The following is a 24,181-nucleotide window of genomic DNA, read 5'->3' on the forward strand; positions in this document are numbered from 1 at the left end:
AAACTGTGGGAGCGAGCTTGCTCGCGAAGGCGGCCTGCCAGCCGACCTGTTTCTCACTGAACGCACCCGATCAAACTGTGGGAGCGAGCCTGCTCGCGAAGGCGGCATGCCAGCCGACCTGTTTCTCGCTGATGTACTCGATTCAAACTGTGGGAGCGAGCTTGCTCGCGAAGGCGGCCTGCCAGCCGACCTGTTTCTCACTGAACGCACCCGATCAAACTGTGGGAGCGAGCCTGCTCGCGAAGGCGGCATGCCAGCCGACCTGTTTCTCACTGAACGCACCCGATCAAACTGTGGGAGCTGGCTTGCCAGCGAAGGCGGCCAGTCAGCCAACAACGCTCTGCCTGACTCACCACCTGCGCAACCAACATCCTGCTCTTGTCACTCCGGCACAAGCCTGTCCAGTACGCGGTTGACCGCCAGTTCGCCCAGCATGATCACTTGCTGTATTCCCAACAGGGAGCTGCGCTGCGGTCCATCGATAAATCCGGCGAGGTCGCTGGCCATGATGCTTGCCGAGGCCAGTGATTCGCAGGCATGGACCAACAGGGTTTCGTTGTCCGCAGCCGGGTCGACGATGAACAGGGTGCTGGGTTTGCGCGGTGCGGCGGGGTCTTTGATGAGGCGGGGGTTGAGGTAGTAATCGATGGCGCGGTCGGCGGCTTCCTTGAGTTTTTGCGCTTCGACGAGCGGGTCGGCGAAAGTCGGATCGGCAAGGGGTGGATCGGGCGTTATCTTTTTCACGGGCTCAGTCTCCTTGTGGAGTAAGGGCCGCAACCTCACGCTGCTAAACGATAAGGGTGGCAGCTGGACGCAGGTTAGCAGACCGATGAGCCACGAAATCGGCGCGCCCGAGGGCGCCCTGCGCACAGCCGCCATCAAGCACAGGAATGTATTCCAGACTGATGGAACTGGTGCAACGTGGTATCGGCGAGCTGCTAAACCCGACCACTGATGAGCAGTGGCAGGCAAACGATAAAACCCGCGCCCCAGGCGCACAAGCCGGCGGATTCTGGCGTAGCTGTAGGCAACGGCGCAAGGATTTGTGGGCTGTTGCGAGGTAACGGGGCGTGTGTTTAAACGGCTGGTTTAAGCGCTGCGATAAATCGGTTGAATAGCCGAACGCTTTCGCGAGCAGGCTCGCTCACACAGCGACGGCGGTTGTACTGAGGAACCGTGAACACCGCCGAATCTGTGGGAGCGAGCCTGCTCGCGAAGGCGGTGCGTCAGTCAAAAAATCCTGACTGACACACCGCTCGGCCATCACAACTGATAACTGAAACTGATGCTGTACCGAGGCTTGCGGTTCAACGTATCCAGCGCTTCATCGGACATGGCCTTCGCCACTTCCAGCGCGACGTTGTAGTACTTGGCATCGCCGAACCTCAGTCCGAGCGCGGTGGATGACAGGTTGTTGGCCTGCACCGGCAGTTGGTTGAACCAGCTGCGCGAGCGGTCGACGACGACGTAGGGTTGCAGGATGCGCACCCAGTTGCCGTCGCGGTTGAAGCTGTAGTTGACCTCGTAGGCCACGCCCCAACCCTTGTCGCCCGAGGCCTGGTCGTCGGGGTAGCCACGGCCGAAGTTCTGCCCGCCGAATACGGCGCGTTCGCTGTCGGGCAAGGTGTCGTCGCTCCAGTACAGCGCCGCCGAGAGCACGCCTTGCCAGTTGTCGAGGAACTTGTCGCTCTGCACGCCGGACAGCCTGACGCGGAAGAAATCCAGGTCTATGTCGTCGTAGTTGGTGTGCGCGCCGAGGCTGTCGAAGCCCTGGTAGACGCCGGCACTGAGGATGCGCAGTTGGCGGGCGTCGGCCTTGCGCCAGTCGCCTTCGAAAGCCAGGGCGCGGACGTCGGTGCGCAGTTCGGTGCTGAAGGGAAAGTTGATGCCGTCGTAGCGCGTCTTGTCGTCGACCGCATACAGGCGCGAGCCGGCGGTCAGCAGTTCGTTGGCGGAGGCGATCAGGGGCGTGCTGAAGCCGATCGAGTAGCGATCGTTCTCGCGGTGAGTACTCAGGCGTCCGCCACCGCCCACCAGCACTTCGGTGTCCGGGTCGGCGCGGTAACGCGAGGCCGAGACGTTGAGTTGCGTGCCCTCGGTATCGAGGAACTGGCTGTAGTCGAGACGGTAGTAATGCTCTTTGTCGTCGCCCGGTGGGAACAGGCCGCTGAGGCTCAACTGTTCGCCCATCGAAGTCTGCGAATTGCTGCTAACACCGAGCAACGCCTGCGGGCCGTTGCGGTTGTCTTCGGTGGTGCTCAGGGTGCTGGTGAACGGTTTGCGACTGGCCTGGGCAACCAGGGTGGTCGCGCCATCGGTGGTGCCCGGCGGTGGCACTTGCGCTTGAATCGTCACGCCGGGAATGCGGCTCATCAGCGTGGTGTAGCGCTCGAAGGTTTTGCGCGTCAGCGGGCGTTCGGCCTGGATTTTCGCGGCGAGTTTGTCGAGCAGACTTTTGACCCGGCCGATGTCGCCCTGCATCTGGATATCGCGCACGTAGCCCTCGACCAGTACCACGCGGGCCACGCCATCATCGAAGTTCTGTTGCGGCAGGAACGCGTAGGACAACAGATAGCCGTCCTGCTGATAGCGGCGGGTGATGTTGCGCGTGGCTTCGATCAGTTCGGCAAGGCTGGCCTGACGGCCGATCAGGGGCTTGTAGATTTCCGCGAGTTCGTTGAGCGGGTAGATCGTGCCGCCTTCGATCTGCACGGTCTTCAGGTTGACCTTGGTTTCCATCAGCAGTGGCTGTGCGGCGGTCGCACCCGGGTCCGGCACTTGCAGCGGCGCCGCGCTCGGCCGATAGGCGTCGGCGGGCAGGTTGGGTACGGGGAGGTTGCGGATGGTTTCGTTGCTGTTGAGAAAGCTGGGCAAGGTGTCGGCGAGGGCAGCGGAACTGAGGCTCAGGCACAGCAGGGATGCCAGTACGCGCATAGGACACTCCATGGTCAGAACACAGCACAGGGCAAGTTTTTCCGTAGAAAAAAGGCGGAAGACTCGTGGGAATCTTCCGCCCTCAACCAAGCGTAGGCGCTGTAGGTAAGGCCGTCGAATCGGCCAGGTGCAATTTAGCGTTTGTTGCCGCCCAGCGCGCCGGTCAGGCCGCCGAGTACCCCGCCCAGACCGCCAGTTGTGCCGCCAGTGGCAGTGCCGCTGTTGACCAGGCCACCGACCGCTGCCACGGTGCCGCCGACGTTGGTAACCAGACCGCCGACAGCAGTGGTGACCGGGTTGTTGGTGGCGGCAATCGCTCCGCCGAGATTGCCGACGGCGGCGCCCACCTGATTTGTAAGACCAGCGACCGGAGTGCCAAGACCGGTAGCGGCGCCGACTTGTTGAGTGACAGTGGTGACCGCGCTGGTGACCGGATTGAGGCCCGCACCGACTGCGGCGCCGACACTGGCCAGCGGCGACGTGGTTGCAGTGATCGGTGTGCCCGAGCCGCCAAGTACGGTGTTGATCGACGCAATCGTGGTGCCCAGCCCGCCAGCGGTGACGCCGCCGGCACTGACCACGCCGCCGGTGCTGCCGGCATTCAGACCGCTGCCGACGTTGACCACGGCGCCGCCCACGGTTTGCAGCAGACCGGTGCCGCCCAGCCCGCCACCGATGCCACCGATGCCGCCAGTACCCGAGCCAGTGCCATTGGACACCAGGCCGCCCGCTTTGCCGACCGCCGTGCCGGTGTTGCTCAGCGCGCCGCCAAGGGTGTTGGTCAGGGCATTGCCGCTGCCTGCGTCGGTGACTTTGCCGCCAAGGCTGTTCACCGTGCCGCCCACTTTCGAGATCACCCCTTTGAGCGGATCACCCAGACCGGTGGCATCGCCGAGTTTGTCAGTGGTGCTTTCGACCATGGCGATCACCGGCACCAGGCCGCTGCCGACCTTGTTGGTCAACTGGCTGGTCGGGCCGCTGGTCAGTGAGGTGTTGAGGGTGTCGCCAAGCATGGTGACTTTTTCACCGATGCCATCAACCAGCGGCGCCACGCGGGTGACTACACCGCCAACGACGGGAACGCTACCGGTCGCGGTGTTGAGTTTGACGCTGAGGTCCGACACGCCGTCGCCAACATCGGAAACCACGCCGCCAACCGAGGCGACGGTGGTGGTCAGGCCATTGGGGTCAGTGGCCAGTTTGCCGATGCCATCAGTGACGCCATCGCCCAAGGTGCTGACCACGTTGCCGGTGGTGTTGGCCACGCTTTGGACGATGCCGCCAGCGACCGGAACAGTACTCAGTGAATCGCCGATCTGGCCGACGCCATCGCCGACACCGCTGACGGTTTTGCCGACATCCTGAACAAGTGTTGTGGTCACCAGCGAAGGTGCAGCGGGATTGGTCGGGTTGGTGGGATCGGTCGGGTCTGTCGGATTGGTTGGGTTGGTCGGATCGGTGCCACCGCCGGTACCGCCAGTGCCACCGGTTCCGCCGCCAGTGCCGCCAGTGCCGCCGGTGCCACCAGTGCCGGCAGTATCGCCGCCGGTTCCGCCGCCCGCTCCACCGCTGCCATCGGTGCCCGCCGTACCGTCCGCCGTCGAGCTGCCCGAACTGCTGCGATGACCGCCACCGCCGCTGCTGCATCCGACGAGGCCGACCGAAAGAATCAGTGCCAGCGCGATTGCCGATTTGGACCACATCACTTGAGTTTTCATGATTGAGATTCCTGCACCTGTCACAACGTTACGTTGCCTTCGATGGCCCGCCGATCTGTCGTCGGCGATGCCTCGTCCGTGGCTGTAATCTCAGTGGAGGGCAGGTTTTTCACCATTCTCAAGTTGGTATTAACCCCTTTATATAGAGGGCTCGGCGCTATGCCGAAGGACTAATACCCCGGTAATAAACGGGCAAAAAAAAGCCTTGAAATTCAAGGCTCGGTTTTTTGCAAAGCGGCGGGCAGGGCGCGGAAAAACTTAAGTGATATATACACAATTAACGGGTTTTTCCGCCCCGCCAGATCAGGCGATCGGTTGCCACTGACCGACCATATGTTCCAGGTCGCCGGCGCCGATCAAGCGCAACTCACCGCTGGAACCCGCGGCACTGGCCAGCAAAGTCACTTCGCTGGGCAGGCGCACCGGTTTGCGAAAGTGCACGGCGATTTCCAGGTTGGCTTTGGGCAGGTGATCGGAGAGTGCCGCCAGTGTGCGCGCCTTGTTCCAAAGTCCGTGCGCGATCGCGGTGGGAAACCCGAACAGTTTGGCGCTCGCCGCACTGAGGTGAATCGGGTTGTAGTCGCCGGAGACTTTCGCATACTGGCGACCGATATCGGCCGGCGCAGTCCAGCGCGTCAGTTCGAGCAAATCCTGTGACGGCTGCCAGTCTTGTGCCAGCGCCTCGCCCTCGAGTTTTACCCCGCGACAGAGCATCCGGCTTTCGGCTTCCCACAGCGGCCCGAGCTGATCGTCGAGGGTGGTCAACAGATCGAACGTCGCGCCCTTGGCATGTGGTTGCAGGTTGTGCACGCGCACGCTGACTTGCGCGCGACTGATCGCGCCCATCGGCCGCAGCACGCGGATGCGGTTGCTCAGGTGAATCAGCCCCAGCAGCGGGAACGGAAAATCCCTGGCCGTGAGCAATTGCATCTGCAAGGCGAAGGCGAGGATGTGTGGATAGGTCGGCGGCAGCAGGCCGTCATCGACGAAGCCGCAGACTTTGCGATAGGCCGCCAGTCGTTTGCCGTCGATATCGACCCAGCAGCGCAGGCCGCTGTCGGGCAGTTGCGTACCGGTGATTTTGCGTCGCGTCGCTGCGCGCGAATAAAGCCCCGGCAGACTCGGTTCGCGATCCAGCGTGTGCCATTCGATGCTCATGCTCAAGCCCCCAAAACGCTTTGCCCACAGACCCGCAACGCCTGCCCGGTGAACGCGCCCGTGCCCGGTTGCGCCAGCCACGCCACGGCTTCGGCGACGTCTTGCGGCAAGCCGCCCTGGCCCAGCGAACTCATGCGCCGCCCGGCCTCGCGCAGGCCGAACGGGATGTGCGCGGTCATTTGCGTTTCGATGAAACCGGGAGCCACGGCGTTGATGCTGATGCCACGTTCCAGCAGCGTCGGCGCCCATGCCTGGGCCAGACCGATCAGGCCAGCCTTGCTCGCCGCGTAGTTGGTTTGCCCGCGATTGCCGGCGATGCCGCTGATCGAGGCGAGCAGGACCACCCGTGCGTTGTCGCGCAGGGTGCCGCTGTCGAGCAGCGCCTTGGTCAGCACTTGCGGCGCGTTGAGGTTGACGGCCAGCACCGCGTCCCAGAATTCCGGGGTCATGTTGGCCAAGGTTTTGTCACGAGTGATGCCAGCGTTGTGCACGAGGATGTCGAGGCCGTCGGGCAGCAGCTCAATCAATTGCGCGGCGGCGTCATCGGCGCAGATATCGAGAGTGATCGCCCGGCCGCCGAGGCGCGCGGCGAGGGCTTCGAGATCGGTTTTGGCCGGCGGTACGTCGAGCAGAATCACCTCGGCGCCATCACGCGCCAGGGTTTCGGCAATCGACGCGCCGATGCCGCGTGCAGCACCGGTGACCAACGCCTTGCGCCCGGCCAGCGGGCGGGTCCAGTCAGTCACCTGTGTGGCGCACGCGGTCAGGCGAATCACCTGGCCGGAAACGAATGCACTTTTCGGCGAGAGGAAAAATCGCAGCGGGCCTTCCAGTTGATCTTCGGCACCTTCGCCGACGTAGATCAACTGCAACGTACCACCGCTGCGCAGCTCCTTGGCCAGCGAACGCGAAAAACCTTCAAGTGCTCGCTGCGCGCTGGAGGCGAACGGATCACCCAGGCTTTCCGGAGCACGGCCGAGAATCACCAGGTGCGCGCTATGGTCGAGGTTCTTCATCAAGGGCTGGAAGAATTCGCGCAACTGCTTGAGCTGGTCGGTGTGTTGCAGAGCGCTGGCGTCGAACACCACCGCTTTGATTTTCGGCCCGTGGCCGGGGATCCACGCGGTGGCCAGCGAGGGCTCGGTGCCGTAGCTGTAGATTGCATCGGTCAAGCGGTTGGCAAACACGCCGATCCGTTCGGCCAGCGGCCCGCCACCGATCAACAGGGCGCCCTCGATCGGCCGCAGACGCCCCGCCTGCCAGCGCTCCAGCCGCACCGGCGACGGCAGGCCCAAGGCCCCGACCAGACGATGGCCGAAGGATGAGTTGGCGAAGTCGATATAGCGGTCAGACATGGAACGCTCTCCAGAAGTTGGGGTTCAAAGTGTGGACTGTCCACGGCAATCAATCGTTCGATCGGCGCAATAAGGCCTACGCTTGAACACTCAGGTTTAGCAGGTCTTGCAGATAAATGCGGTTCATGTGGGAGCGAGCCTGCTCGCGAAGGCGCTGTATCAGGCGCTGAAGAGGCTGAATGTGCCGACCTCTTCGCGAGCAGGCTCGCTCCCACAGGGATTGGGTAAATTTCGACCATTTGGAACAGGAGCTTTTCATGACCCAGCTGCGCCGCGTCGCGATCATCGGCGGTAACCGCATCCCTTTCGCCCGCTCCAACGGGCCGTACGCCACGGCCAGCAATCAGGCGATGCTCACCGCAGCGCTGGAAGGTCTGATCGAACGCTACAACCTGCATGGCCAGCGCATCGGCGAAGTGGTGGCGGGCGCGGTGCTTAAATTGTCACGGGATATGAACCTGACCCGCGAGTGCGTGCTCGGCTCGCGCTTGTCTCCGACGACACCGGCCTATGACATTCAGCAAGCCTGCGGCACCGGTCTGGAAGCGGCGCTGCTGGTGGCCAACAAAATCGCCCTCGGCCAGATCGACTGCGGCATCGCCGGCGGCGTCGACACCACTTCCGATGCGCCGATCAGCGTCAGCGAAGGCCTGCGCAGGATTCTTCTACAGGCCAACCGCGCCAAGAGCACCGGTGACAAACTGAAAACCCTTTTGCAGTTGCGCCCCCGGCATCTGATTCCCGAATTACCGCGCAACGGCGAGCCACGCACCGGCCTGTCCATGGGCGAGCACTGTGAGCTGATGGCGCAGACCTGGAATATTCCCCGCGCAGAACAGGATCAACTGGCCCTCGAAAGCCACCACAAACTCGCCGCTTCCTACAGCGAAGGCTGGCACAACGATCTGATGACGCCGTTCCTCGGCCTGACCCGCGACAACAATCTGCGCCCGGACCTGACCCTGGAAAAACTCGCCACGCTGAAACCGGCCTTCGAGAAAAGCGCCAAGGGCACGCTGACGGCCGGCAATTCCACGCCGCTCACCGATGGCGCGTCGGTGGTGTTGCTGGGAAGTGAGGAATGGGCCAAAGCGCGCGGCTTGCCGATCCTCGCTTATCTGCGCGACGGCGAAGCGGCGGCAGTGGATTTCGTCAACGGTGCCGAAGGACTGCTGATGGCGCCGGTGTACGCCGTGCCACGCTTGCTGGCGCGCAACGGCCTGACCTTGCAGGATTTTGATTACTACGAAATTCACGAAGCCTTCGCCGCGCAAGTGCTGTGCACGCTCAAGGCCTGGGAAGATCCCGAATATTGCCAAACCCGCCTGGGTCTCGACGCACCGCTGGGTTCGATTGATCGCAGTCGGCTTAACGTCAAAGGCAGTTCGCTGGCGGCGGGGCACCCGTTTGCCGCAACGGGCGGGCGGATTGTGGCGAATCTGGCCAAGCTGCTGGATGCGGCGGGCAAGGGGCGAGGGTTGATTTCGATCTGTGCGGCGGGCGGGCAGGGTGTCACCGCGATCATTGAACGCTGAAAAGCCCCTCACCCTAACCCTCTCCCAAAGGGAGAGGGGACTGATGGGGGGATGCTTGAAATCGACGCCGACCTGAGCGCCCTCCACCGAATCCAAAGCTGCGATTCAAACCAGAAGCGCTGCGGTCTCTCAGGTCGATGTATTACGGGAGACACCGCAGTCGGCCCCCTCTCCCTCTGGGAGAGGGCTGGGGTGAGGGAAACAGAAGTTCACCGACCATGTCAGATTCTGTCGCAAATGCCCTTGCCGGCCGATACCAATCAATGCCACGGTCTCGGCTATGATTCGCCCGGGTCGCTGCGATTGATCCGGCACAGTGTGTGCATCCTCAAGGTTCACAGGTCGGCAACCCCTCCCCGTCGGGCGAGGATTGCCGTATAACGAGTGACATTCGCGTGTTTGGTAATAAAGGACCCACAATAAAAGCTGATGAAGACTCCAAAACGCATTGAACCCCTGATCGAGGACGGTCTGGTCGACGAAGTGCTGCGCCCACTGATGAGTGGCAAAGAGGCAGCTGTTTATGTAGTGCGCTGCGGCAATCAGTTACGTTGCGCCAAGGTCTACAAGGAGGCGAATAAACGCAGTTTCCGCCAGGCAGCCGAGTATCAGGAAGGCCGCAAGGTTCGTAACAGCCGTCAGGCGCGGGCCATGGCGAAGGGGTCCAAGTTCGGTCGCAAAGAGACCGAAGACGCCTGGCAGAACGCTGAAGTGGCGGCGCTTTTCCGTCTGGCCGGCGCCGGTGTGCGAGTGCCCAAACCCTATGACTTCCTCGACGGCGTGCTGTTGATGGAGCTGGTGGCCGACGAATTCGGCGACGCCGCGCCACGGCTGAACGACGTGGTACTGGAGCCGGATCAGGCGCGCGAGTATCACGCGTTCCTGATTTCGCAGATCGTGCTGATGTTGTGTACCGGTCTGGTGCACGGTGACCTCTCCGAGTTCAACGTGCTGCTGACCCCGACCGGCCCGGTCATCATTGACCTGCCCCAGGCAGTCGACGCTGCGGGTAACAACCACGCGTTCAGCATGCTCGAGCGTGACGTTGGCAACATGGCTTCGTACTTCGGCCGTTTCGCGCCGGAATTGAAGAAGACCAAATATGCCAAGGAAATGTGGGCGTTGTACGAAGCCGGCACCTTGCACCCGAACAGTGTGCTGACCGGCGAGTTCGACGATCCGGAGGACCTGGCCGATGTCGGCGGGGTGCTGCGCGAAATCGAAGCGGCGCGCCTCGACGAGGAACGCAAGCAGGCCATTCGCGCGGCGGACGACGCGCCGAAAGGCAAACCCGAAGAACCGCCTCCACCGCCGTGGATGCAGTGATCGCGTGATGAAAAAGCCCGGCTTCGGCCGGGTTTTTTGTTTGAGTCAAAAAGCACCCTCACCCCAGCCCTCTCCCGGAGGGAGAGGGGGCCGACCGAGGTGTCTTGAGCCATACATCGACCTGAAAAAACCGAGTCGATTACGGATTCAAAGAAAAACGTTCAGGTCGGTGTATTTCCCAAATATCCCCCAATCGGTCCCTCTCCCGGAGGGAGAGGGGGCCGACCGAGGTGTCTTTAGCCATACATCGACCTGAAAAAACCGAGTCGATTATGGATTCAAAGAAAAACGTTCAGGTCGGTGTATCTCCCAAATATCCCCCAATCGGTCCCCTCTCCCTTTGGGAGAGGGCTAGGGTGAGGGGGCTTTCGGATCTTGGCTTATTCGCGTCTACTGTCCAGCGCTCCAACCACACTCAAGGACTGAATGTGACCACCCCACGCAACACCCACCTGATCGTAACCGCCCGGCTGATCTCCGATTTCGGCGCTTTCCTCAACATGGTCGCGCTGGCCACCTACGTCTACCTGCTGAGCAACAGCGCCATGAGCGTCGGCATTTTCCTTGCCAGCCGTGTCGGTGGCGGAATCTTCGCCAGTCTGATCGGCACACGCTTCTACCGACGCTGGCAGGGCCGCGCGCCGCTGATTGCGTTCGATCTGTTGCGTGCTGCACTGCTGGGGCTGCTGTTGATCACACCGGCGAGTCAGCAGGCATGGCTGTTGCCGTTGATTGCCTTCGGCCTCGGCTTGGGCAATTCGATGTTCGCCATCGGCCTCAACAGCCAGTTGCCGCGTTTGATCGCGCCGGCGCAATTGCTCAAGGCCAATGCCTGGATCACTTCAGCTTCTTCTGCGGCGATGGTTGGCGGCAGTCTGGTGTCGGGGTTGCTGGTGGCTGCTTTCGGTTTTGAAACGGTCTTCGCCCTCAACGCGCTGACCTATTTGCTCGCCGCGCTGCTGATCGTGCCGCTGCGTTTCGAAAAAACCGATGTCAGCGAACAGCCGCAACGCGGTGAATGGTTTGCGCTGCGGCAGGGCCTGCGTTCGGCGCCTGTGGTCGCGGCCATGCTCGCGGTGACCATGGCCGACACCTTGGGCAGTGCCGCGCATAACGTCGGCTTCCCGATCATTTCGAAACTGCTGACGCCGGAGGCGGCGAGTACGACCTTGGGCCTGGCGCTTGCGGTATGGGCCAGCGGCAAACTGCTCGGCGCACGCATCGCCAGTCACCTCAAGGGCTCGGAGAACAGCCACCTTGAAAGACGATTTTTCTGCGGTGTGGCGCTGATGTCCTGCGGGTTCATTCTGATGTTCCAGCAGCACAGCCTCTACGGTCTGCTGCTGTTCGCCTTGCCGGCCGGACTTGGCGACGGGGTTTCCGAAGTCAGCCTGATGTCACGGCTGCAACGGGAACCTGCGGCGTTGCGCCTGCCGATTTTCAGTGTGCTGACCTTGCTGCAGATGAGCGGTTTCGGCATCGGCATGCTGGTTGCCGCGCCGTTCTACGCGTGGTGGACGCCGGGGGCCGTGGTCATGCTGTTCCACGGCATTCCCCTCGGCAGCTTGGGCGTGGTGACGCTGTTGCGGATCAGGCGCGGGCGGGTTGCGCGCAGCAGCCCGACGCCAGTTCCTTGAGGATCGGGCAGTCCGGGCGATGGTCGCCGCTGCAATGTTCGACCAGATCCTGCAGGGTGTCACGCAACTCGCCGAGCTCGCGGATCTTCTGGTTCAGCTCGTCGATGTGCTGGCGCGCCAGTGCTTTCACATCAGCGCTGGCACGCTGGCGATCCTGCCAGAGGGTCAGCAGCTTGCCGACCTCCTCCAGAGAAAAGCCCAGATCCCGCGAGCGCTTGATAAACGCCAGCGTGTGCAGGTCATCGCTGCCGTACACGCGGTAACCGCTGTCGGTGCGATTGGCCGCTTTGAGCAGGCCGATCGATTCGTAATAACGAATCATTTTTGCACTCAGGCCACTTTGTCGGGCCGCTTGGCCGATGTTCATCGGTGTTCCTCCAGGTTCTTGGGTTTCCAGGTTTTCAACAGTAGCGCATTGCTCACCACGCTGACGCTCGACAGCGCCATCGCCGCGCCGGCCAGCACCGGATTGAGGAAACCGAATACCGCCAGCGGAATGCCGATCAGGTTGTAGACAAAGGCCCAGAACAGGTTCTGGCGAATCTTTGCGTAGGTCTTGCGGCTGATCTCCAGCGCCGCCGGCACCAGTCGCGGATCGCCGCGCATCAAGGTGATGCCGGCCGCGTGCATGGCGACGTCGGTGCCGCCACCCATGGCGATGCCGATGTCGGCAGCGGCGAGGGCCGGGGCGTCGTTGATGCCATCGCCGACCATGGCGACTACGCCGGTTTTCTTCAGCTCGGCGACGGTCGCGGCTTTGTCGGCCGGCAGCACTTCGGCGTGAACACTGCGGATGCCCAGAGCCTCGGCCACCACCCGTGCGCTGCCGCGATTGTCGCCGGTCAGCAGGTGGCTCTGGATATCCCGCGCGGCGAGTTGTTGCACCGCTTGCAGAGCGCCGGGTTTCAGCGTGTCACCGAAGGCGAACAGACCCAGCACCTTCGGCTGAGGACTTTGCTCAATCAGCCACGACAATGTGCGGCCTTCGCGTTCCCACGCTTCGGCGGATGTGCTCAATTCACCGGCACTCAAGGCGCTTTCGTCGAGCATCCGCCGATTGCCCAGCGCCAGGCGCCGGCCATCCAGCGTGCCGGCGATGCCGCGCCCGGTCAGCGCCTGGCTGTCGCTGACATCGGGCACGTTCAAGCCGCGTTCAGCGGCTGCATCCAGCACCGCTTTGGCCAAAGGATGCTCGCTGCCGCGCTGCAACGCACCGGCCAAGGTCAGCAGATTATTTTCGTCACCATCGACCGCGCTGAAGTGCGCGATACGCGGCGTGCCCGAGGTCAGCGTGCCGGTCTTGTCGAACACCACACTGCTGACTTCATGGGCGCGCTCCAGCGCTTCGGCGTCCTTGATCAGAATTCCATGACGCGCAGCGACGCCGGTGCCGGCCATGATCGCCGTCGGAGTGGCGAGGCCGAGGGCGCACGGGCAGGCGATCACCAGCACGGCGACGGCATTGATCACCGCCGTTTCCAGCGGGGCGCCGTGCAGCCACCAGCCGATCAGCGTGGCCAGGGCGATCAGCAATACGGTCGGCACGAAAATCTGGCTGACCTTGTCCACCAGTTTCTGGATCGGCGCTTTCGCTGCTTGCGCGTCTTCGACCAGACGAATGATCCGCGCCAGCACGGTTTCCGCGCCGAGCGCCTGGGTGCGCACCAGCAAACGACCTTCGCCATTGATCGCGCCGCCGGTGACCTTGTCGCCCGGTTGTTTCGGCACTGGCAGGCTTTCGCCGCTGATCAGCGCTTCGTCGGCGTGGCTCTGGCCTTCGACGACTTCGCCATCCACCGGGAAGCGTTCGCCGGGTTTGACCAGCACCAGATCGTCGAGGCGCAGGGCGCTGATCGCAACGTCCTGCTCACGCCCGTCGATGACTTGAATCGCGCGCTCCGGCCGCAACGCTTCGAGGGCGCGGATGGCGCTGGCGGTCTGACGTTTGGCGCGGCTTTCGAGATATTTGCCGAGCAATACCAAAGCGATGACCACTGCCGAGGCCTCGAAATACAGATGCGGCATGCGTCCGGCGGCGCTGGCCCATTCATAGACACTCAGGCCATAACCGGCGCTGGTGCCGAGGGCGACGAGCAGGTCCATGTTGCCGGCGCCGGCGCGCACGGCTTTCCACGCCGCCACATAAAAGCGTGCGCCGAAGATGAATTGCACGGGAGTGGCGAGGGCGAATTGCGCCCAGGCCGGGAGCATCCAGTGAATGCCGAACGGCTGCAGCAACATCGGCAACACCAGCGGCAGAGCGAGGGCGATCGCACAGATCAATGCCCAGCGCTCGCGGTGCAGGCGTTTTTGCTGGTCATCGGACTGTGGCCGTTCGGCTTGCCAGACGCTGGCCGAGTAACCGGCCTTGCTCACCGCGTCGAGCAGAGTTTGCGTATCGACCTGGCCGAGCAATTCGATGTGCGCACGTTCATTGGCCAGATTGACACTGACGCTGCTCACGCCTGGGACTTTGTTCAGGGCGCGTTCGACGCGACCGACGCAGGACGCGCAGGTCATGCCGTCGATGCTCAATTCGACGGTTTGCCGGGGCACGCTGTAACCGGCGCGCTCCACGGCTTGCATCAGCGCCGGCAGGCTGTCGCCGGGCGCCTGTACCCGGGCCTGTTCGGTGGCGAGGTTGACGCTGACGGCACTGGCGCCGCTGACCTTGCGCAGCGCCCGCTCGACACGCCCGGCGCAACTGGCGCAGGTCATGCCGGCAATCGGCAGATCGAAAGTGGTGGATTCGGACATCGGTCGCGCTCCCTGTAGTGGATGTCTACAGGATCAACCTTGCCATGCGGGCAAGGTCAAGCACCATTCCGCAAGATGTTGATCGTTCCCACGCTTCGCGTGGGAATGCCTCCTGTGACGCTCCGCGTCACGCTTCGGGACGCAGAGCGTCCATGGCTGCATTCCCACGCAGAGCGTGGGAACGATCGGCGATTCTTGTGGGAGCGAGCAGGCTCGCTCCCACAGGTTAGGAATTTGCTCAATAACCGAGATCGGCGCGCTTCAGATACATGCCGTCCTGCGTCATCGCTATCCGGTACTTCTGGATCTCACCCGCTTGCAGTTTAATTTCCTGCGAACCCGGTGCGAGCATGCCGGGGTTGCAACCCGGTGCCTGGCCCGGCAGCAGTTTCAGGCGCAGCGAAACCTTGCCCGGTGGCAGGTTAAACGACGTGCTCTGCTCCTGGAACAGGCGCGCCGAGAGCTGGTCCTGGATGTACACGCCGATCTCGCACGAGGTCGCCACTTCGAGACGTTCGCGGGAAATGATCAGTACCGCGTAATCCTCGCCGGCGGCTTGCACCTGCGGGACGGCGGCGAAAAGGCTGAGCAAGCCAAACAGGCCCAAAGCTGACCAGCGCATGGCTGAATCTCCTGAATTCCAGTCATTGATGCATGCAGCTTGGCCGAGCGCGACGCCGATTGCCAGCCCGGCAGTTTTTCGCAGAACTTGACCTTGCCATCGTGGCAAGCTCGAGACTGCCGGCAACCTCACTCAAAGGAGTCTTCCCATGCAAGTGTTCAACGTTCAAGGCATGTCCTGCGGTCATTGCGTCAAAGCCATCACCACTGCGGTGCAGGCGCTGGATCCGGCGGCCAGCGTGCGCGTCGATCTGGCGGCCAAGGAAGTCGGCGTCGAAAGCGCGCTGAGTGCCGACCAGGTGATCGAAGCGATCCGCGAAGAGGGTTATGAGGTGAAGCTCGTCTGAAATTGATCGTTAGCGAGCTATCGGAATGTTCAAGGCGTCCGGGCGCGGCTAGACTGTCGGGCTGCGACTTGCCCACCTGGATGCCTGATGAACTTCCGCACGATTTTGATACTCGGCGCCTTGAGCGCTTTCGGTCCTTTGGCGATCGACTTCTATTTGCCTGCCTTCCCGGCCATGGCGCTGGCGTTCGGCACCGATGAGCAGCATGTCCAGCTGACGCTGGCGGCGTACTTCCTCGGTCTGTCGCTGGGCCAACTGGCTTACGGGCCGATTTCCGATCGTTTCGGCCGGCGGCTTCCGCTGCTCAGCGGCGTTGCTCTGTTCACCCTGGCGTCATTGGCCTGCGCCTACGCGCCGAGCCTGGAATGGCTGATCGGCGCGCGCTTCGTCCAGGCACTCGGTGGTTGTGCGGGCATGGTGATTTCCCGTGCGGTGGTTGCTGACAAGTGCGATGCGGTGGGCTCGGCGAAGGTGTTTTCCCAATTGATGCTGGTGATGGGCCTGGCGCCGATTCTGGCGCCGATGCTCGGTGGGCTGCTGGTCAACACCACGGGTTGGCAGTCGATCTTTCTGGTCCTCACCGGATTCAGTGCGGCGGCAGGTCTGGCGGTGGCGTTGGGTCTGCCGGAAAGCATGCCGGCCCACGTGCCGCGCCAACCGTTGTCCGGTGCGTTGCGCCAGTACGCACGGCTGGTCAAGGATTCGGTCTACCTCGGCCACGCCCTGACCGGCGGCATCGCCATCGCCGGCATGTTCGCTTACATCGCCGGCTCCCCGTTTGTGTTCATCAAGCTCTACGGCGTACCCGCCGAGCACTTCGGCTGGCTGTTCGGCACCAACGCGGCAGGGTTCATTCTGGTGGCGCAGGTCAATGCTCGTTTGCTGGCCAAGCGTGGTCCGGCGTTTTTGCTGGTGCGCGCGGTGTGGGTGTACTTCCTCGCCGGGCTGACGTTGCTGGCGGTCAGCGCGATGCGTCCAGAGGCATTGTGGCCGTTGCTGATTCCGCTGTTCATCTGCATTGCCAGCCTCGGCTGCATCATTCCCAACGCCTCGGCTTGCGCAATGAACGGTCAGGGCGCCCGCGCCGGCAGTGCGTCGGCAATGCTCGGTTGCCTGCAATTCAGCATCGCCGCCGGTGCCGCCGCGTTGGTGGGGGTGTTGCACGATGGCAGCGCCGTGCCGATGGCCATGGTCATCAGCCTGTGTGGTTTGCTGGTGGTGAGCGTCGCGCTGCTCACCCGGCGCTTGCAGAATGCCCGGGCGCTGGCGCAAGCCCAGGTCTGAACGCTCGACTTTAGAACTCAGCCGGCGGCGCGCTGCTGGGTGGGTTCGGGAATCCGGTGGGGCGCGCAGAGTCGCGCTTCGAGGGTGCGAGTGAAGGCCAGAGCCTCGGCTTCACTGCGAAAGGTCACGACGTGCTGGTCCAGACGCACCTGCCATTGGGACTTTGCCACTTCTTTTATCAGGATCTTCATTGCTGACCTCCCTTGCGTAAAAGATGTATCGCAGAGGCTTCGATTGTAGACCTCGATACCCGCGTAATTGTGACAAGGGTCAAGCAACCGACTGACGGCAAAAAGCCCCGCAACCGCTCTGGCATCACGAGCGGTTGCGAGGCTTTATTTTTTTAGAAACCTTCTAAAACAATTTTCCCCTTGGCCTTGCCGCTTTCCAGCAGCTCATGGGCGCGGCGCAGGTTGGCCGCGTTGATTACGCCGAAGTGCTCGCCCAAAGTCGTTTTCAAAGTGCCGGCGTCAATCAGTTCGGCGACGCGGTTGAGCAGCTTGTGCTGTTCAATCATGTCCGGCGTTTCGAACAGCGAGCGGGTGTACATGAACTCCCAGTGCAGCGACAGGCTCTTGCGCTTGAGCAGGCTGATGTCGAGGGACTTCGGATCGTCGATCAGCGCCAGCTTGCCTTGCGGCGCGAGGGCTTCGACCAGTTGCGCCAGATGCTGGTCGGTCTGGGTCAGGCTGGCGACGTGGGTCACGCTGTCGATGCCGGCGCGCTTCAATTCTTCGCTCAGCGGCTGGCTGTGATCGATGACCAGATCGGCACCGAGTGCGCTGACCCAGTCACGGGTTTGCGCACGGGAGGCAGTGCCGATGACTTTCAGGCCGGTCAACTGCTTGGCCAATTGAGTGAGGATCGAACCCACGCCACCCGCCGCACCAACGATCAGCAGGCTCTGGCCTTGATCATTGCTGCCTTCGCTGATTTGCAGGCGCTCGAAGAGCAATTCCCACGCAGTGATCGCGGTCAGCGGCAGCGCAGCGGCTTCGGCAAAACCGAGCGACTTGGGCATGTGACCGACGATGCGCTCATCAACCACGTGCAACTCGCTGTTGCCACCGGCCCGGGCAATCGAACCGGCGTAGAACACCTTGTCACCGGCCTTGAACAGGGTGACGTCGCTGCCGACCGACTTGACCACACCGGCAACGTCCCAGCCCAGCACTTTCGCCGCGCCGTTTTCCGGCGTCACGTTCTGCCGCACTTTGGTATCGACCGGGTTGACCGAGATGGCTTTGACCTCCACCAAGAGGTCGCGCGGGCCGGCAACCGGTTCTGGCAGTTCAATGTCTTGCAGGGACTTGGCGTCGCTGATCGGCAGGGACGCGTAATAGGCAATGGCTTTCATAAGTGGCTCCGTACAGTTGATAGAAGGAGGAATCAGGCAATTTTGCCGAGGCGTTTGAGCTGGAAGTGTTCGATGGTGTGGCCGGCGCTGGCCTGAAACTTCTGAAAATGCGCGCTGGCGTTGTGCGCCTCAAGAATCTCGTCACTGGCCCACTGTTCGATCACATAAAAAACCTGTTGATCGGCAAGGTCGCGGTGCAGGTCGTACTGGCCACAACCGGGCTCGGCGCGGCTCGGTTCGACGAGGGCACGCAGCGCCTGTTCGAGAACGTCCTGCTGGCCGGGCTTGGCGGTCAGAGTAGCAATAGCGGTAAAGGGCTGTGACATGCGCGGACTCCAGAGAATCGGGATGAATTTGTTGGAGGCCATCATTGGCTATTTCTCTGCGCGATAAAACCGGCTAAAAGAGCAGTCTCTTTCAATATTTTTTTGATAATCGAGGCTGCGCATGCTGCGTTTTGATGACTTGCAGTTGTTTGTTCGCGCGGCGGATCTGGGCAGCCTGTCGGCGGCGGCACGGGTGATGGACATGTCTGCGGCGGTGGCCAGCGCGGCGTTGAAGCGCATCGAGCAGCAACTCGGTGCGCGGCTGCTGGCGCGGTCGACCCGCAGCCTGCGCCTCACCGCTGAGGGCGAAGGCTTCCTCGAATATGCCCGCGCCGCCCTGAGCAATCTCGACGAAGGCCGTCGACTGCTCGCCAGCGGACAGGACCAGGTCAGCGGAATTCTGCAACTGTCAGCACCCTCTGATTTCGGCCGCAATCTGCTGCTGCCGTGGCTCGACGTGTTCCAGCGTGAACACCCGAAACTGACGGTACGCCTGCTGCTTGGCGACCGCATCGCCGACCTGTTCCGGCAACCGGTGGACATCGCCCTGCGCTACGGCGAGCCGGAAGATTCCAGCCTGATCGCCTTGCCCATCGCGCCACACAATCGCCGCGTGTTGTGCGCATCTCCCGATTACCTGGCCCGGCATGGCGAACCGCGCCAGCTTGAGCAACTGGCCCAGCACAATTGCCTTTTGTACATGCTCGGCAGCCGCGTCCACGACCACTGGAGTTTTCACGATGGCAAGCGTGAAGTCGGCCTGACCGTCAGCGGCGACCGCTTCAGCGATGACGCCGACGTCGTGCGGCTATGGGCGCTGGCCGGTGCCGGTATCGCCTACAAATCCTGGCTCGACGTCGGCGCCGATGTGCTCGCCGGACGCCTCAAAGTGCTGATGCCGGAACTGCTGTGTGAGCGCGCACCGCTGAATCTGTTGTGCGCCCATCGCGCACAATTGAGTAAGCCGGTGAACCTGCTGAGGGAGATGCTCGCCAGCCGATGCGCCGAATTGAGTAGCCAATTTCCCGGTTTCCTCAAAGTTGATCATTAGTCGCAGGCAATTAGAGAAATTTCTGTCAGGAACAATCGCCACCTGCCCAGGCCCAGGCGCAGGACGTCTGGCTTAACCCGCTTATACTAGCGCCCGCCTCATGCCTGCACTGACACCCGGCGCGCAGACCCCGTAACGCGTTGCCGGCTTTTGGTGACGGTTGCTACTTCTGCTGCCAGGTTGTGTGCCGGAGCAGCTGGTGTCGGTGGCATCCCTTGCCACCGATCCCGGGCGATTTTCGCGTGTTGGCCGATGCCCCATAACCGGCCAGGATGTCTCCGAGCGGTAGACGATACGATTCAACAGGGAGTGAACATATGGAACATGCACCGTGCATCAGCCAGATCGCGACATTGCTGGCCGACCCCAAGCGCAGCGCGATGATGTGGGCGTTGATGGATGGCTCGGCCCGGCAAGCCGAAGAGCTGGCGCTGCTGGCCGGGCTCTCGCCGTCGTCGGCCAGTGCGCATCTGGGACGCCTGTCCGCAGGGGGGCTGTTGAACATCGAAATGCGTGGGCGCAAACGCTTCTTTCGCCTGGCGGCACCGGAAATCGGCGCGGCGATCGAAGCACTGGCCAGCGCCACCATTGCCAGCGCGCCACGGCAAATCCCTGATGCGCTGAAACGCACGGCTCCCATGGTCAGACCACAGGCGGCGCCGTCTTCGCTGTTGCGCGCGCGGTTCTGCGACGATCATCTGGGCGGTACCCTGGCGGCCGACCTGTATCAGCGCCTGCTCGATGCCGGCTGGATCGAACAGCTTGAGCAGCGGGTGGTGGTGACGCACAAGGGCTCCACCCGACTGGCCCAGCGCGGTGTGTTCATCCAGGCCCTGGCCCACCGCAACGTGCAGGTCGCCTGCGCCTGCCCGGACTGGAGCGAGCGTCGTCCGCACATGGGCGGCTCACTGGGCGCGGCGCTGTTGCAGTTGTTCATGCAGTCCGGCTGGCTGACCTTGCCCAACGATTCCCGCGCCTTGCAGTTGACCGCGACGGGCCAGCGCGAAATCCATCGCTTTGCCAAGGAAACCGAGCTGGAAACAGCGTTCTAGAGCGTTGCTCGGCGATGAGCTGAAGGCTGACGTCGTCCACGGCTGTGAACAGGTCGCATCCAGTACGACCTCTGAATGACCATCGCGCACACTCGATCCGGGGATCTTTCGGATGGGGGAGCACAACATGAAAACACAACGCTTTAGTGCGGCTGAGCGCCTGGAACGGCTGCCGCTCAGCGGTTATCACCGCGTCATTTTCATCATCATTGCCTTGGCGTTTTTCTTCGACTCCATGGATCTGGCGATGATGACTTTCCTGCTCGGCTCGATCAAAGCCGAGTTCGGCCTGAGCAGTGCGCAAGCAGGGCTGCTGGCCAGCTCGAGCTTCTTCGGCATGGTGCTCGGGGCGTCGTTGTCAGGGATGCTCGCCGACCGCTTCGGGCGCAAACCGGTGTTTCAGTGGAGCATCGTGCTATGGGGCGTGGCCAGTTACCTGTGTTCGACGGCGCAAACGGTGGAGACGCTGACGCTGTTTCGCATCCTGCTCGGAATTGGCATGGGCATGGAGTTTCCCATCGCACAGTCGATGCTCTCGGAGCTGATTCCGGCGCAACGACGCGGGCGCTATATCGCCCTGATGGACGGCTTCTGGCCGCTGGGGTTTGTCGCGGCGGGTGTGCTCTCGTACTTCCTGCTGCCGCTGATTGGCTGGCGCGATATTTTCCTGGTGCTGGCAGTGCCGGCGGTGTTTGTCCTGGCGATCCGCTTTTTCATTCCCGAGTCACCGCGCTGGCTGGAACAGGCCGGGCGTGACGCCGACGCGGACAAAGTGTTGAACGGCATTGAAGCGCGGGTGCGTGCTTCGCTGGGCGGTGCGGCGTTACCGGAACCGGTTCGTTTGCCACGCACGGTGACGCCGCCGGGTAATTTCTTCTCGGCACTCAAGCAGATCTGGTCGCCGCAATATCGCCAGCGCACGACGATGATCTGGAGTCTGTGGTTCTTCGCATTGTTGGGTTTCTACGGGCTGACTTCCTGGCTCAGCGCATTGCTGCAGCAGTCGGGTTTCGCCGTGACGCAGTCGGTGTACTACACGGTGCTGATCTCACTCGGCGGGATTCCCGGCTTCCTCATGGCGGCGTGGCTGGTCGAGCGTTGGGGGCGCAAACCGGTGTGCATCGTCACCCTGCTCGGCGGCGGGGTGATGGCGTTTCTGTATGGGCAGAGCGCGGTGTTCGGCGGCAACGTCGCGTTGCTGATCGGCACCGGACTGTTGATGCAGTTTTTCCTGTTCGGCATGTGGGCGGTGCTCTACACCTACACCCCGGAGCTGTACCCGACTTCGGCACGGGCAACCGGCTCGGGATTCGCTTCGGCGATCGGCCGCGTCGGCTCACTGCTCGGGCCACTGGTGACCGGGCTGGTGTTCCCGATTACCGGGCAGGGCGGGGTGTTCGCGCTGGGCGCAGCGTGCTTCGCGATTGCGGCGGGCGTGGTGTGGCTGTTCGGGATGGAGACGCGGGGCAAGACGCTGGAAGAGCTTACTGAAGCGCAGCTATTCAAATAAACGCAGCACCCTGTGGGAGCGGGCTTGCCCGCGATGGGGCCAGCAAATTCAACATCTATGTTGACTGACAATCCGCTATCGCGGGCAAGCCCGCTCCCACAGGTATTGATGTGATTTTGCAGTTGCTTACGGTTTCACCAACCGCGCATCCAGGCTGTTCTGCGCCAGGCGCTTGGCCTGATCCTGGGTCATGCCCAGATGCTCGTGCAGCGCATGGAAGTTCTCGGTCACGTACCCGCCGAAATACGCCGGGTCATCGGAGTTCACCGTGACCTTCACGCCGCGCTCGAGCATGTCGAGGATGTTGTGCTGCGACATGTGATCGAACACGCAGAGCTTGGTGTTCGACAGCGGGCATACGGTCAGCGGGATCTGCTCGTCGATGATCCGCTGCATCAGGCGCTCGTCTTCGATGGCGCGCACGCCATGGTCGATGCGCTGGATTTTCAGCAGGTCGATGGCTTCCCAGATGTATTCCGGCGGGCCTTCTTCACCGGCGTGGGCGACGGTGAGGAAGCCTTCGTCGCGGGCGCGATCGAAGACGCGTTTGAACTTGCTCGGCGGGTGGCCCATCTCGGAACTGTCGAGCCCGACCGCGACAAACGCATCACGGAACGGCAGCGCCTGATCGAGGGTTTTCTGCGCTTCGTCTTCGCTGAGGTGGCGCAGGAAGCTGAGGATCAAACCGCTGCTGATGCCCAGTTGCGTCTCGCCATCCTTGAGCGCGGCGGCGATGCCGTTGAGCACCACTTCGAACGGGATGCCCCGGTCGGTGTGGGTCTGCGGATCGAAGAACGGTTCGGTATGAATCACGTTCTGTGCTTTGCAGCGCAGCAGGTAGGCCCAGGTCAGATCGTAGAAGTCCTGCGAGGTGCGCAGCACATCGGCGCCCTGGTAATACAGGTCGAGAAATTCCTGCAGATTGTTGAAGGCATAAGCCTTGCGCAGGGTTTCGACGTCGCTCCACGGCAGGGCGATCTTGTTGCGTTCGGCCAGGGCGAACAGCAGTTCAGGCTCCAGCGAACCTTCCAGATGCAGGTGCAGTTCGGCTTTGGGCAGGGCGTTGAGCCAGTCGTACATAGTCTTTTCTCATCAGGTGCAATGCCGGCATTCTACAGAGGCTGGCCGCAACAATTGGCAAAACCTGACCAGGTGATCGATCAAACCGCCTCTTGTTCACGGCGATAGGCGTAGGTATCGGCGAAGCGCGACAGCAGGAATTGCGCACAGGTGGTGGTCGGATATTTCGCCGGATGCTGTGCGTCCTGGCAACCGGGCAGGCATTCGATGCGCGTGTCCGGGTGCGGTTCGGCGAAGAACGGCATCGAATAACGATCCACGCCCAGCGGGCTGATCACCCGGTGCGGCGTCGAGCGATAACGGTCGTTGCTCCAGCGCGCCATCATGTCGCCGAGGTTGACCACGAACGTGCCGTCAATCGGTGGCGCGTCGGTCCATTCACCATTGACGTTCTTCACCTGCAAACCGCCGGCGCTGTCCTGATAGAGCAGGGTGATGCAGCCGTAATCGGTGTGGGCGCCGGCACCTTGTTGCTCGGCGGAGCTGGCGGTGTGACGCGGCGGATAATGGATCATGCGCAACACGCTGACCGGGTCGACAAAGCGCGAATCGAAGAAGTCGCGCTCGATGCCCAGCGCAATGGTCATCGCCCGCAACAGGGTTTGCGCCAGCGCCTGCATGTCGAGGTAATGCTGCTCCATCAGCGCTTCCCAGCCGGGTTGCGCCGGGTGCCGATTGGGGCCGCGCAAGGGTTTTTCCGCGAGCACCTCGGGATGTTCGTCCGGCAAGTGCAGGCCCATGTCGAAGGTTTCCTTCAGATCGCTGGGTTTATCCGGGTCCAGTTGCTCGGTGGCAATCGCACCGTAGCCGCGATGGTGGCGGGTCTGGGTGATGTCGATCTTGAGTTTTTCTGCGGCGGGCAAGGCAAAGAAGCGTTGGGCGTGATCGAGCAGGGCGTCGATGCGCTGCGCCGAGATCGGATGGCCCTTGATGTAGAAAAAGCCCCATTCGCGACAGGCTTGGTCGATTTGTTCGGCCACCGCAGGCCAGGCGTTTTCGTCGTCGCCATAGAGCGGGCTGATATCAATGATCGGAAGCTGATCCATACACAATCCTTGAATACGCTGTGTTGCCAATGTGGGAGCGAGCCTGCTCGCGAAGAGGGAGTGTCAGACCACATTTTTGTTTAATGA

The 24,181-nt window shown here is 62.4% G+C and carries 22 protein-coding genes; 9 read left to right on the forward strand and 13 right to left on the reverse strand.

What is annotated here, in order from left to right; genetic code table 11:
• On the forward strand, window positions 1–416 hold a 416-nt coding region (locus tag D8U82_RS28265), incomplete at its 5' end, for a hypothetical protein (protein WP_206663322.1).
• Here the strand turns inward: D8U82_RS28265 and D8U82_RS05125 are convergent.
• From D8U82_RS05125 to D8U82_RS05145, 5 genes are all read right to left on the reverse strand, one after another.
• Complete coding sequence (locus D8U82_RS05125) at window positions 382–744, reverse strand: DUF6124 family protein (RefSeq protein WP_041479635.1); 363 nt, start codon at window positions 742–744, stop codon at window positions 382–384. The genes D8U82_RS28265 and D8U82_RS05125 overlap by 35 nt on opposite strands.
• A 519-nt stretch (window positions 745–1,263) precedes the next feature.
• The gene (locus tag D8U82_RS05130) at window positions 1,264–2,934 is read right to left on the reverse strand and encodes a POTRA domain-containing protein (protein WP_110603761.1); all 1,671 of its coding nucleotides are present in this window, start codon (window positions 2,932–2,934) and stop codon (window positions 1,264–1,266) included.
• 134 nt (window positions 2,935–3,068) lie between these two features.
• The gene (locus D8U82_RS05135; protein ID WP_130901777.1) at window positions 3,069–4,652 is read right to left on the reverse strand and encodes a collagen-like triple helix repeat-containing protein; all 1,584 of its coding nucleotides are present in this window, start codon (window positions 4,650–4,652) and stop codon (window positions 3,069–3,071) included.
• A gap of 303 nt (window positions 4,653–4,955) precedes the next feature.
• Window positions 4,956–5,810 (reverse strand): MaoC/PaaZ C-terminal domain-containing protein, encoded by an 855-nt coding sequence (locus tag D8U82_RS05140; RefSeq protein WP_130901778.1) that lies wholly within the window; start codon window positions 5,808–5,810, stop codon window positions 4,956–4,958.
• Between the two features lie 2 nt (window positions 5,811–5,812).
• Entirely contained in the window at window positions 5,813–7,165 is a 1,353-nt protein-coding gene (locus D8U82_RS05145) for a 3-oxoacyl-ACP reductase (RefSeq protein WP_130901779.1), read from the reverse strand.
• Window positions 7,166–7,422: 257 nt separating this feature from the next.
• Here D8U82_RS05145 and D8U82_RS05155 point away from each other — a divergent pair, with 257 nt between their 5' ends.
• The 3 genes from D8U82_RS05155 (at window position 7,423) to D8U82_RS05165 (ending at window position 11,663) form a co-directional block, all read left to right on the forward strand.
• The gene (locus D8U82_RS05155; protein WP_130901780.1) at window positions 7,423–8,700 is read left to right on the forward strand and encodes an acetyl-CoA C-acetyltransferase; all 1,278 of its coding nucleotides are present in this window, start codon (window positions 7,423–7,425) and stop codon (window positions 8,698–8,700) included.
• Between the two features lie 429 nt (window positions 8,701–9,129).
• Window positions 9,130–10,026, forward strand: coding sequence for a PA4780 family RIO1-like protein kinase (locus tag D8U82_RS05160; protein WP_016771829.1), 897 nt, complete (start codon window positions 9,130–9,132; stop codon window positions 10,024–10,026).
• Between the two features lie 428 nt (window positions 10,027–10,454).
• The gene (locus D8U82_RS05165) at window positions 10,455–11,663 is read left to right on the forward strand and encodes an MFS transporter (protein WP_130887056.1); all 1,209 of its coding nucleotides are present in this window, start codon (window positions 10,455–10,457) and stop codon (window positions 11,661–11,663) included.
• On the opposite strand, the gene cueR is transcribed toward D8U82_RS05165, so the two are convergent.
• From cueR to D8U82_RS05185, 3 genes are all read right to left on the reverse strand, one after another.
• On the reverse strand, window positions 11,617–12,030 hold the full coding sequence (gene cueR, locus D8U82_RS05170) for a Cu(I)-responsive transcriptional regulator (protein WP_016771827.1): 414 nt from the start codon (window positions 12,028–12,030) through the stop codon (window positions 11,617–11,619). The genes D8U82_RS05165 and cueR overlap by 47 nt on opposite strands.
• Complete coding sequence (gene cueA / locus D8U82_RS05175; protein ID WP_130901781.1) at window positions 12,027–14,420, reverse strand: copper resistance metal-translocating P1-type ATPase CueA; 2,394 nt, start codon at window positions 14,418–14,420, stop codon at window positions 12,027–12,029. Before cueA ends, cueR begins: the two co-directional genes overlap by 4 nt.
• Window positions 14,421–14,658: 238 nt before the next feature.
• Window positions 14,659–15,042, reverse strand: coding sequence for a hypothetical protein (locus D8U82_RS05185; protein WP_122611286.1), 384 nt, complete (start codon window positions 15,040–15,042; stop codon window positions 14,659–14,661).
• A gap of 148 nt (window positions 15,043–15,190) precedes the next feature.
• Between D8U82_RS05185 and D8U82_RS05190 the strand changes: the two genes are divergently transcribed.
• Window positions 15,191–15,388, forward strand: a complete 198-nt coding sequence (locus D8U82_RS05190) for a cation transporter (protein ID WP_056787762.1) — start codon at window positions 15,191–15,193, stop codon at window positions 15,386–15,388.
• A gap of 87 nt (window positions 15,389–15,475) precedes the next feature.
• Window positions 15,476–16,672, forward strand: a complete 1,197-nt coding sequence (locus D8U82_RS05195) for a multidrug effflux MFS transporter (RefSeq protein ID WP_024011460.1) — start codon at window positions 15,476–15,478, stop codon at window positions 16,670–16,672.
• Window positions 16,673–16,689: 17 nt separating this feature from the next.
• On the opposite strand, the gene D8U82_RS28035 is transcribed toward D8U82_RS05195, so the two are convergent.
• The 3 genes from D8U82_RS28035 to D8U82_RS05205 all read right to left on the reverse strand — a co-directional run bounded on the left by D8U82_RS28035 (window position 16,690) and on the right by D8U82_RS05205 (window position 18,355).
• Entirely contained in the window at window positions 16,690–16,863 is a 174-nt protein-coding gene (locus D8U82_RS28035) for a hypothetical protein (RefSeq protein ID WP_168772664.1), read from the reverse strand.
• A gap of 152 nt (window positions 16,864–17,015) precedes the next feature.
• Window positions 17,016–18,029, reverse strand: coding sequence for a zinc-binding alcohol dehydrogenase family protein (locus D8U82_RS05200; RefSeq protein ID WP_130901783.1), 1,014 nt, complete (start codon window positions 18,027–18,029; stop codon window positions 17,016–17,018).
• A 32-nt stretch (window positions 18,030–18,061) separates the two neighbouring features.
• The gene (locus D8U82_RS05205; protein WP_122611296.1) at window positions 18,062–18,355 is read right to left on the reverse strand and encodes a putative quinol monooxygenase; all 294 of its coding nucleotides are present in this window, start codon (window positions 18,353–18,355) and stop codon (window positions 18,062–18,064) included.
• Between the two features lie 121 nt (window positions 18,356–18,476).
• Here D8U82_RS05205 and D8U82_RS05210 point away from each other — a divergent pair, with 121 nt between their 5' ends.
• The 3 genes from D8U82_RS05210 (at window position 18,477) to D8U82_RS05220 (ending at window position 21,968) form a co-directional block, all read left to right on the forward strand.
• Entirely contained in the window at window positions 18,477–19,406 is a 930-nt protein-coding gene (locus D8U82_RS05210; RefSeq protein WP_130901784.1) for a LysR family transcriptional regulator, read from the forward strand.
• Between the two features lie 317 nt (window positions 19,407–19,723).
• A complete protein-coding gene (locus D8U82_RS05215) occupies window positions 19,724–20,458 on the forward strand; it encodes a helix-turn-helix transcriptional regulator (protein ID WP_016771819.1) in 735 nt (244 codons plus the stop codon).
• A gap of 127 nt (window positions 20,459–20,585) precedes the next feature.
• Window positions 20,586–21,968: an MFS transporter gene (locus tag D8U82_RS05220; RefSeq protein WP_130901785.1), complete on the forward strand. Its 1,383-nt coding sequence runs from the start codon at window positions 20,586–20,588 to the stop codon at window positions 21,966–21,968.
• Between the two features lie 126 nt (window positions 21,969–22,094).
• On the opposite strand, the gene D8U82_RS05230 is transcribed toward D8U82_RS05220, so the two are convergent.
• Window positions 22,095–23,048, reverse strand: coding sequence for an adenosine deaminase (locus D8U82_RS05230; protein WP_024011466.1), 954 nt, complete (start codon window positions 23,046–23,048; stop codon window positions 22,095–22,097).
• 80 nt (window positions 23,049–23,128) lie between these two features.
• Window positions 23,129–24,094, reverse strand: a complete 966-nt coding sequence (locus D8U82_RS05235) for a 2-oxoglutarate and iron-dependent oxygenase domain-containing protein (protein WP_130901786.1) — start codon at window positions 24,092–24,094, stop codon at window positions 23,129–23,131.
• Window positions 24,095–24,181 lie beyond the last annotated feature (87 nt).

This window comes from Pseudomonas sp. Sample_23 (assembly GCF_004307595.1).
In the GTDB taxonomy this organism is placed as follows: domain Bacteria; phylum Pseudomonadota; class Gammaproteobacteria; order Pseudomonadales; family Pseudomonadaceae; genus Aquipseudomonas; species Aquipseudomonas atacamensis.

Excerpts from the sequence above, each read along its gene's own strand:
- D8U82_RS05130 (WP_110603761.1), bottom strand. The coding sequence starts at position 2,934 with ATGCGCGTACTGGCATCCCTGCTGTGCCTGAGCCTCAGTTCCGCTGCC.
- D8U82_RS05135 (WP_130901777.1), bottom strand. The coding sequence starts at position 4,652 with ATGAAAACTCAAGTGATGTGGTCCAAATCGGCAATCGCGCTGGCACTG.
- D8U82_RS05140 (WP_130901778.1), bottom strand. The coding sequence starts at position 5,810 with ATGAGCATCGAATGGCACACGCTGGATCGCGAACCGAGTCTGCCGGGG.
- D8U82_RS05145 (WP_130901779.1), bottom strand. The coding sequence starts at position 7,165 with ATGTCTGACCGCTATATCGACTTCGCCAACTCATCCTTCGGCCATCGT.
- D8U82_RS05155 (WP_130901780.1), top strand. The coding sequence starts at position 7,423 with ATGACCCAGCTGCGCCGCGTCGCGATCATCGGCGGTAACCGCATCCCT.
- D8U82_RS05160 (WP_016771829.1), top strand. The coding sequence starts at position 9,130 with ATGAAGACTCCAAAACGCATTGAACCCCTGATCGAGGACGGTCTGGTC.
- cueR (WP_016771827.1), bottom strand. The coding sequence starts at position 12,030 with ATGAACATCGGCCAAGCGGCCCGACAAAGTGGCCTGAGTGCAAAAATG.
- cueA (WP_130901781.1), bottom strand. The coding sequence starts at position 14,420 with ATGTCCGAATCCACCACTTTCGATCTGCCGATTGCCGGCATGACCTGC.
- D8U82_RS05185 (WP_122611286.1), bottom strand. The coding sequence starts at position 15,042 with ATGCGCTGGTCAGCTTTGGGCCTGTTTGGCTTGCTCAGCCTTTTCGCC.
- D8U82_RS05190 (WP_056787762.1), top strand. The coding sequence starts at position 15,191 with ATGCAAGTGTTCAACGTTCAAGGCATGTCCTGCGGTCATTGCGTCAAA.
- D8U82_RS05195 (WP_024011460.1), top strand. The coding sequence starts at position 15,476 with ATGAACTTCCGCACGATTTTGATACTCGGCGCCTTGAGCGCTTTCGGT.
- D8U82_RS28035 (WP_168772664.1), bottom strand. The coding sequence starts at position 16,863 with ATGAAGATCCTGATAAAAGAAGTGGCAAAGTCCCAATGGCAGGTGCGT.
- D8U82_RS05200 (WP_130901783.1), bottom strand. The coding sequence starts at position 18,029 with ATGAAAGCCATTGCCTATTACGCGTCCCTGCCGATCAGCGACGCCAAG.
- D8U82_RS05205 (WP_122611296.1), bottom strand. The coding sequence starts at position 18,355 with ATGTCACAGCCCTTTACCGCTATTGCTACTCTGACCGCCAAGCCCGGC.
- D8U82_RS05210 (WP_130901784.1), top strand. The coding sequence starts at position 18,477 with ATGCTGCGTTTTGATGACTTGCAGTTGTTTGTTCGCGCGGCGGATCTG.
- D8U82_RS05215 (WP_016771819.1), top strand. The coding sequence starts at position 19,724 with ATGGAACATGCACCGTGCATCAGCCAGATCGCGACATTGCTGGCCGAC.
- D8U82_RS05220 (WP_130901785.1), top strand. The coding sequence starts at position 20,586 with ATGAAAACACAACGCTTTAGTGCGGCTGAGCGCCTGGAACGGCTGCCG.
- D8U82_RS05230 (WP_024011466.1), bottom strand. The coding sequence starts at position 23,048 with ATGTACGACTGGCTCAACGCCCTGCCCAAAGCCGAACTGCACCTGCAT.
- D8U82_RS05235 (WP_130901786.1), bottom strand. The coding sequence starts at position 24,094 with ATGGATCAGCTTCCGATCATTGATATCAGCCCGCTCTATGGCGACGAC.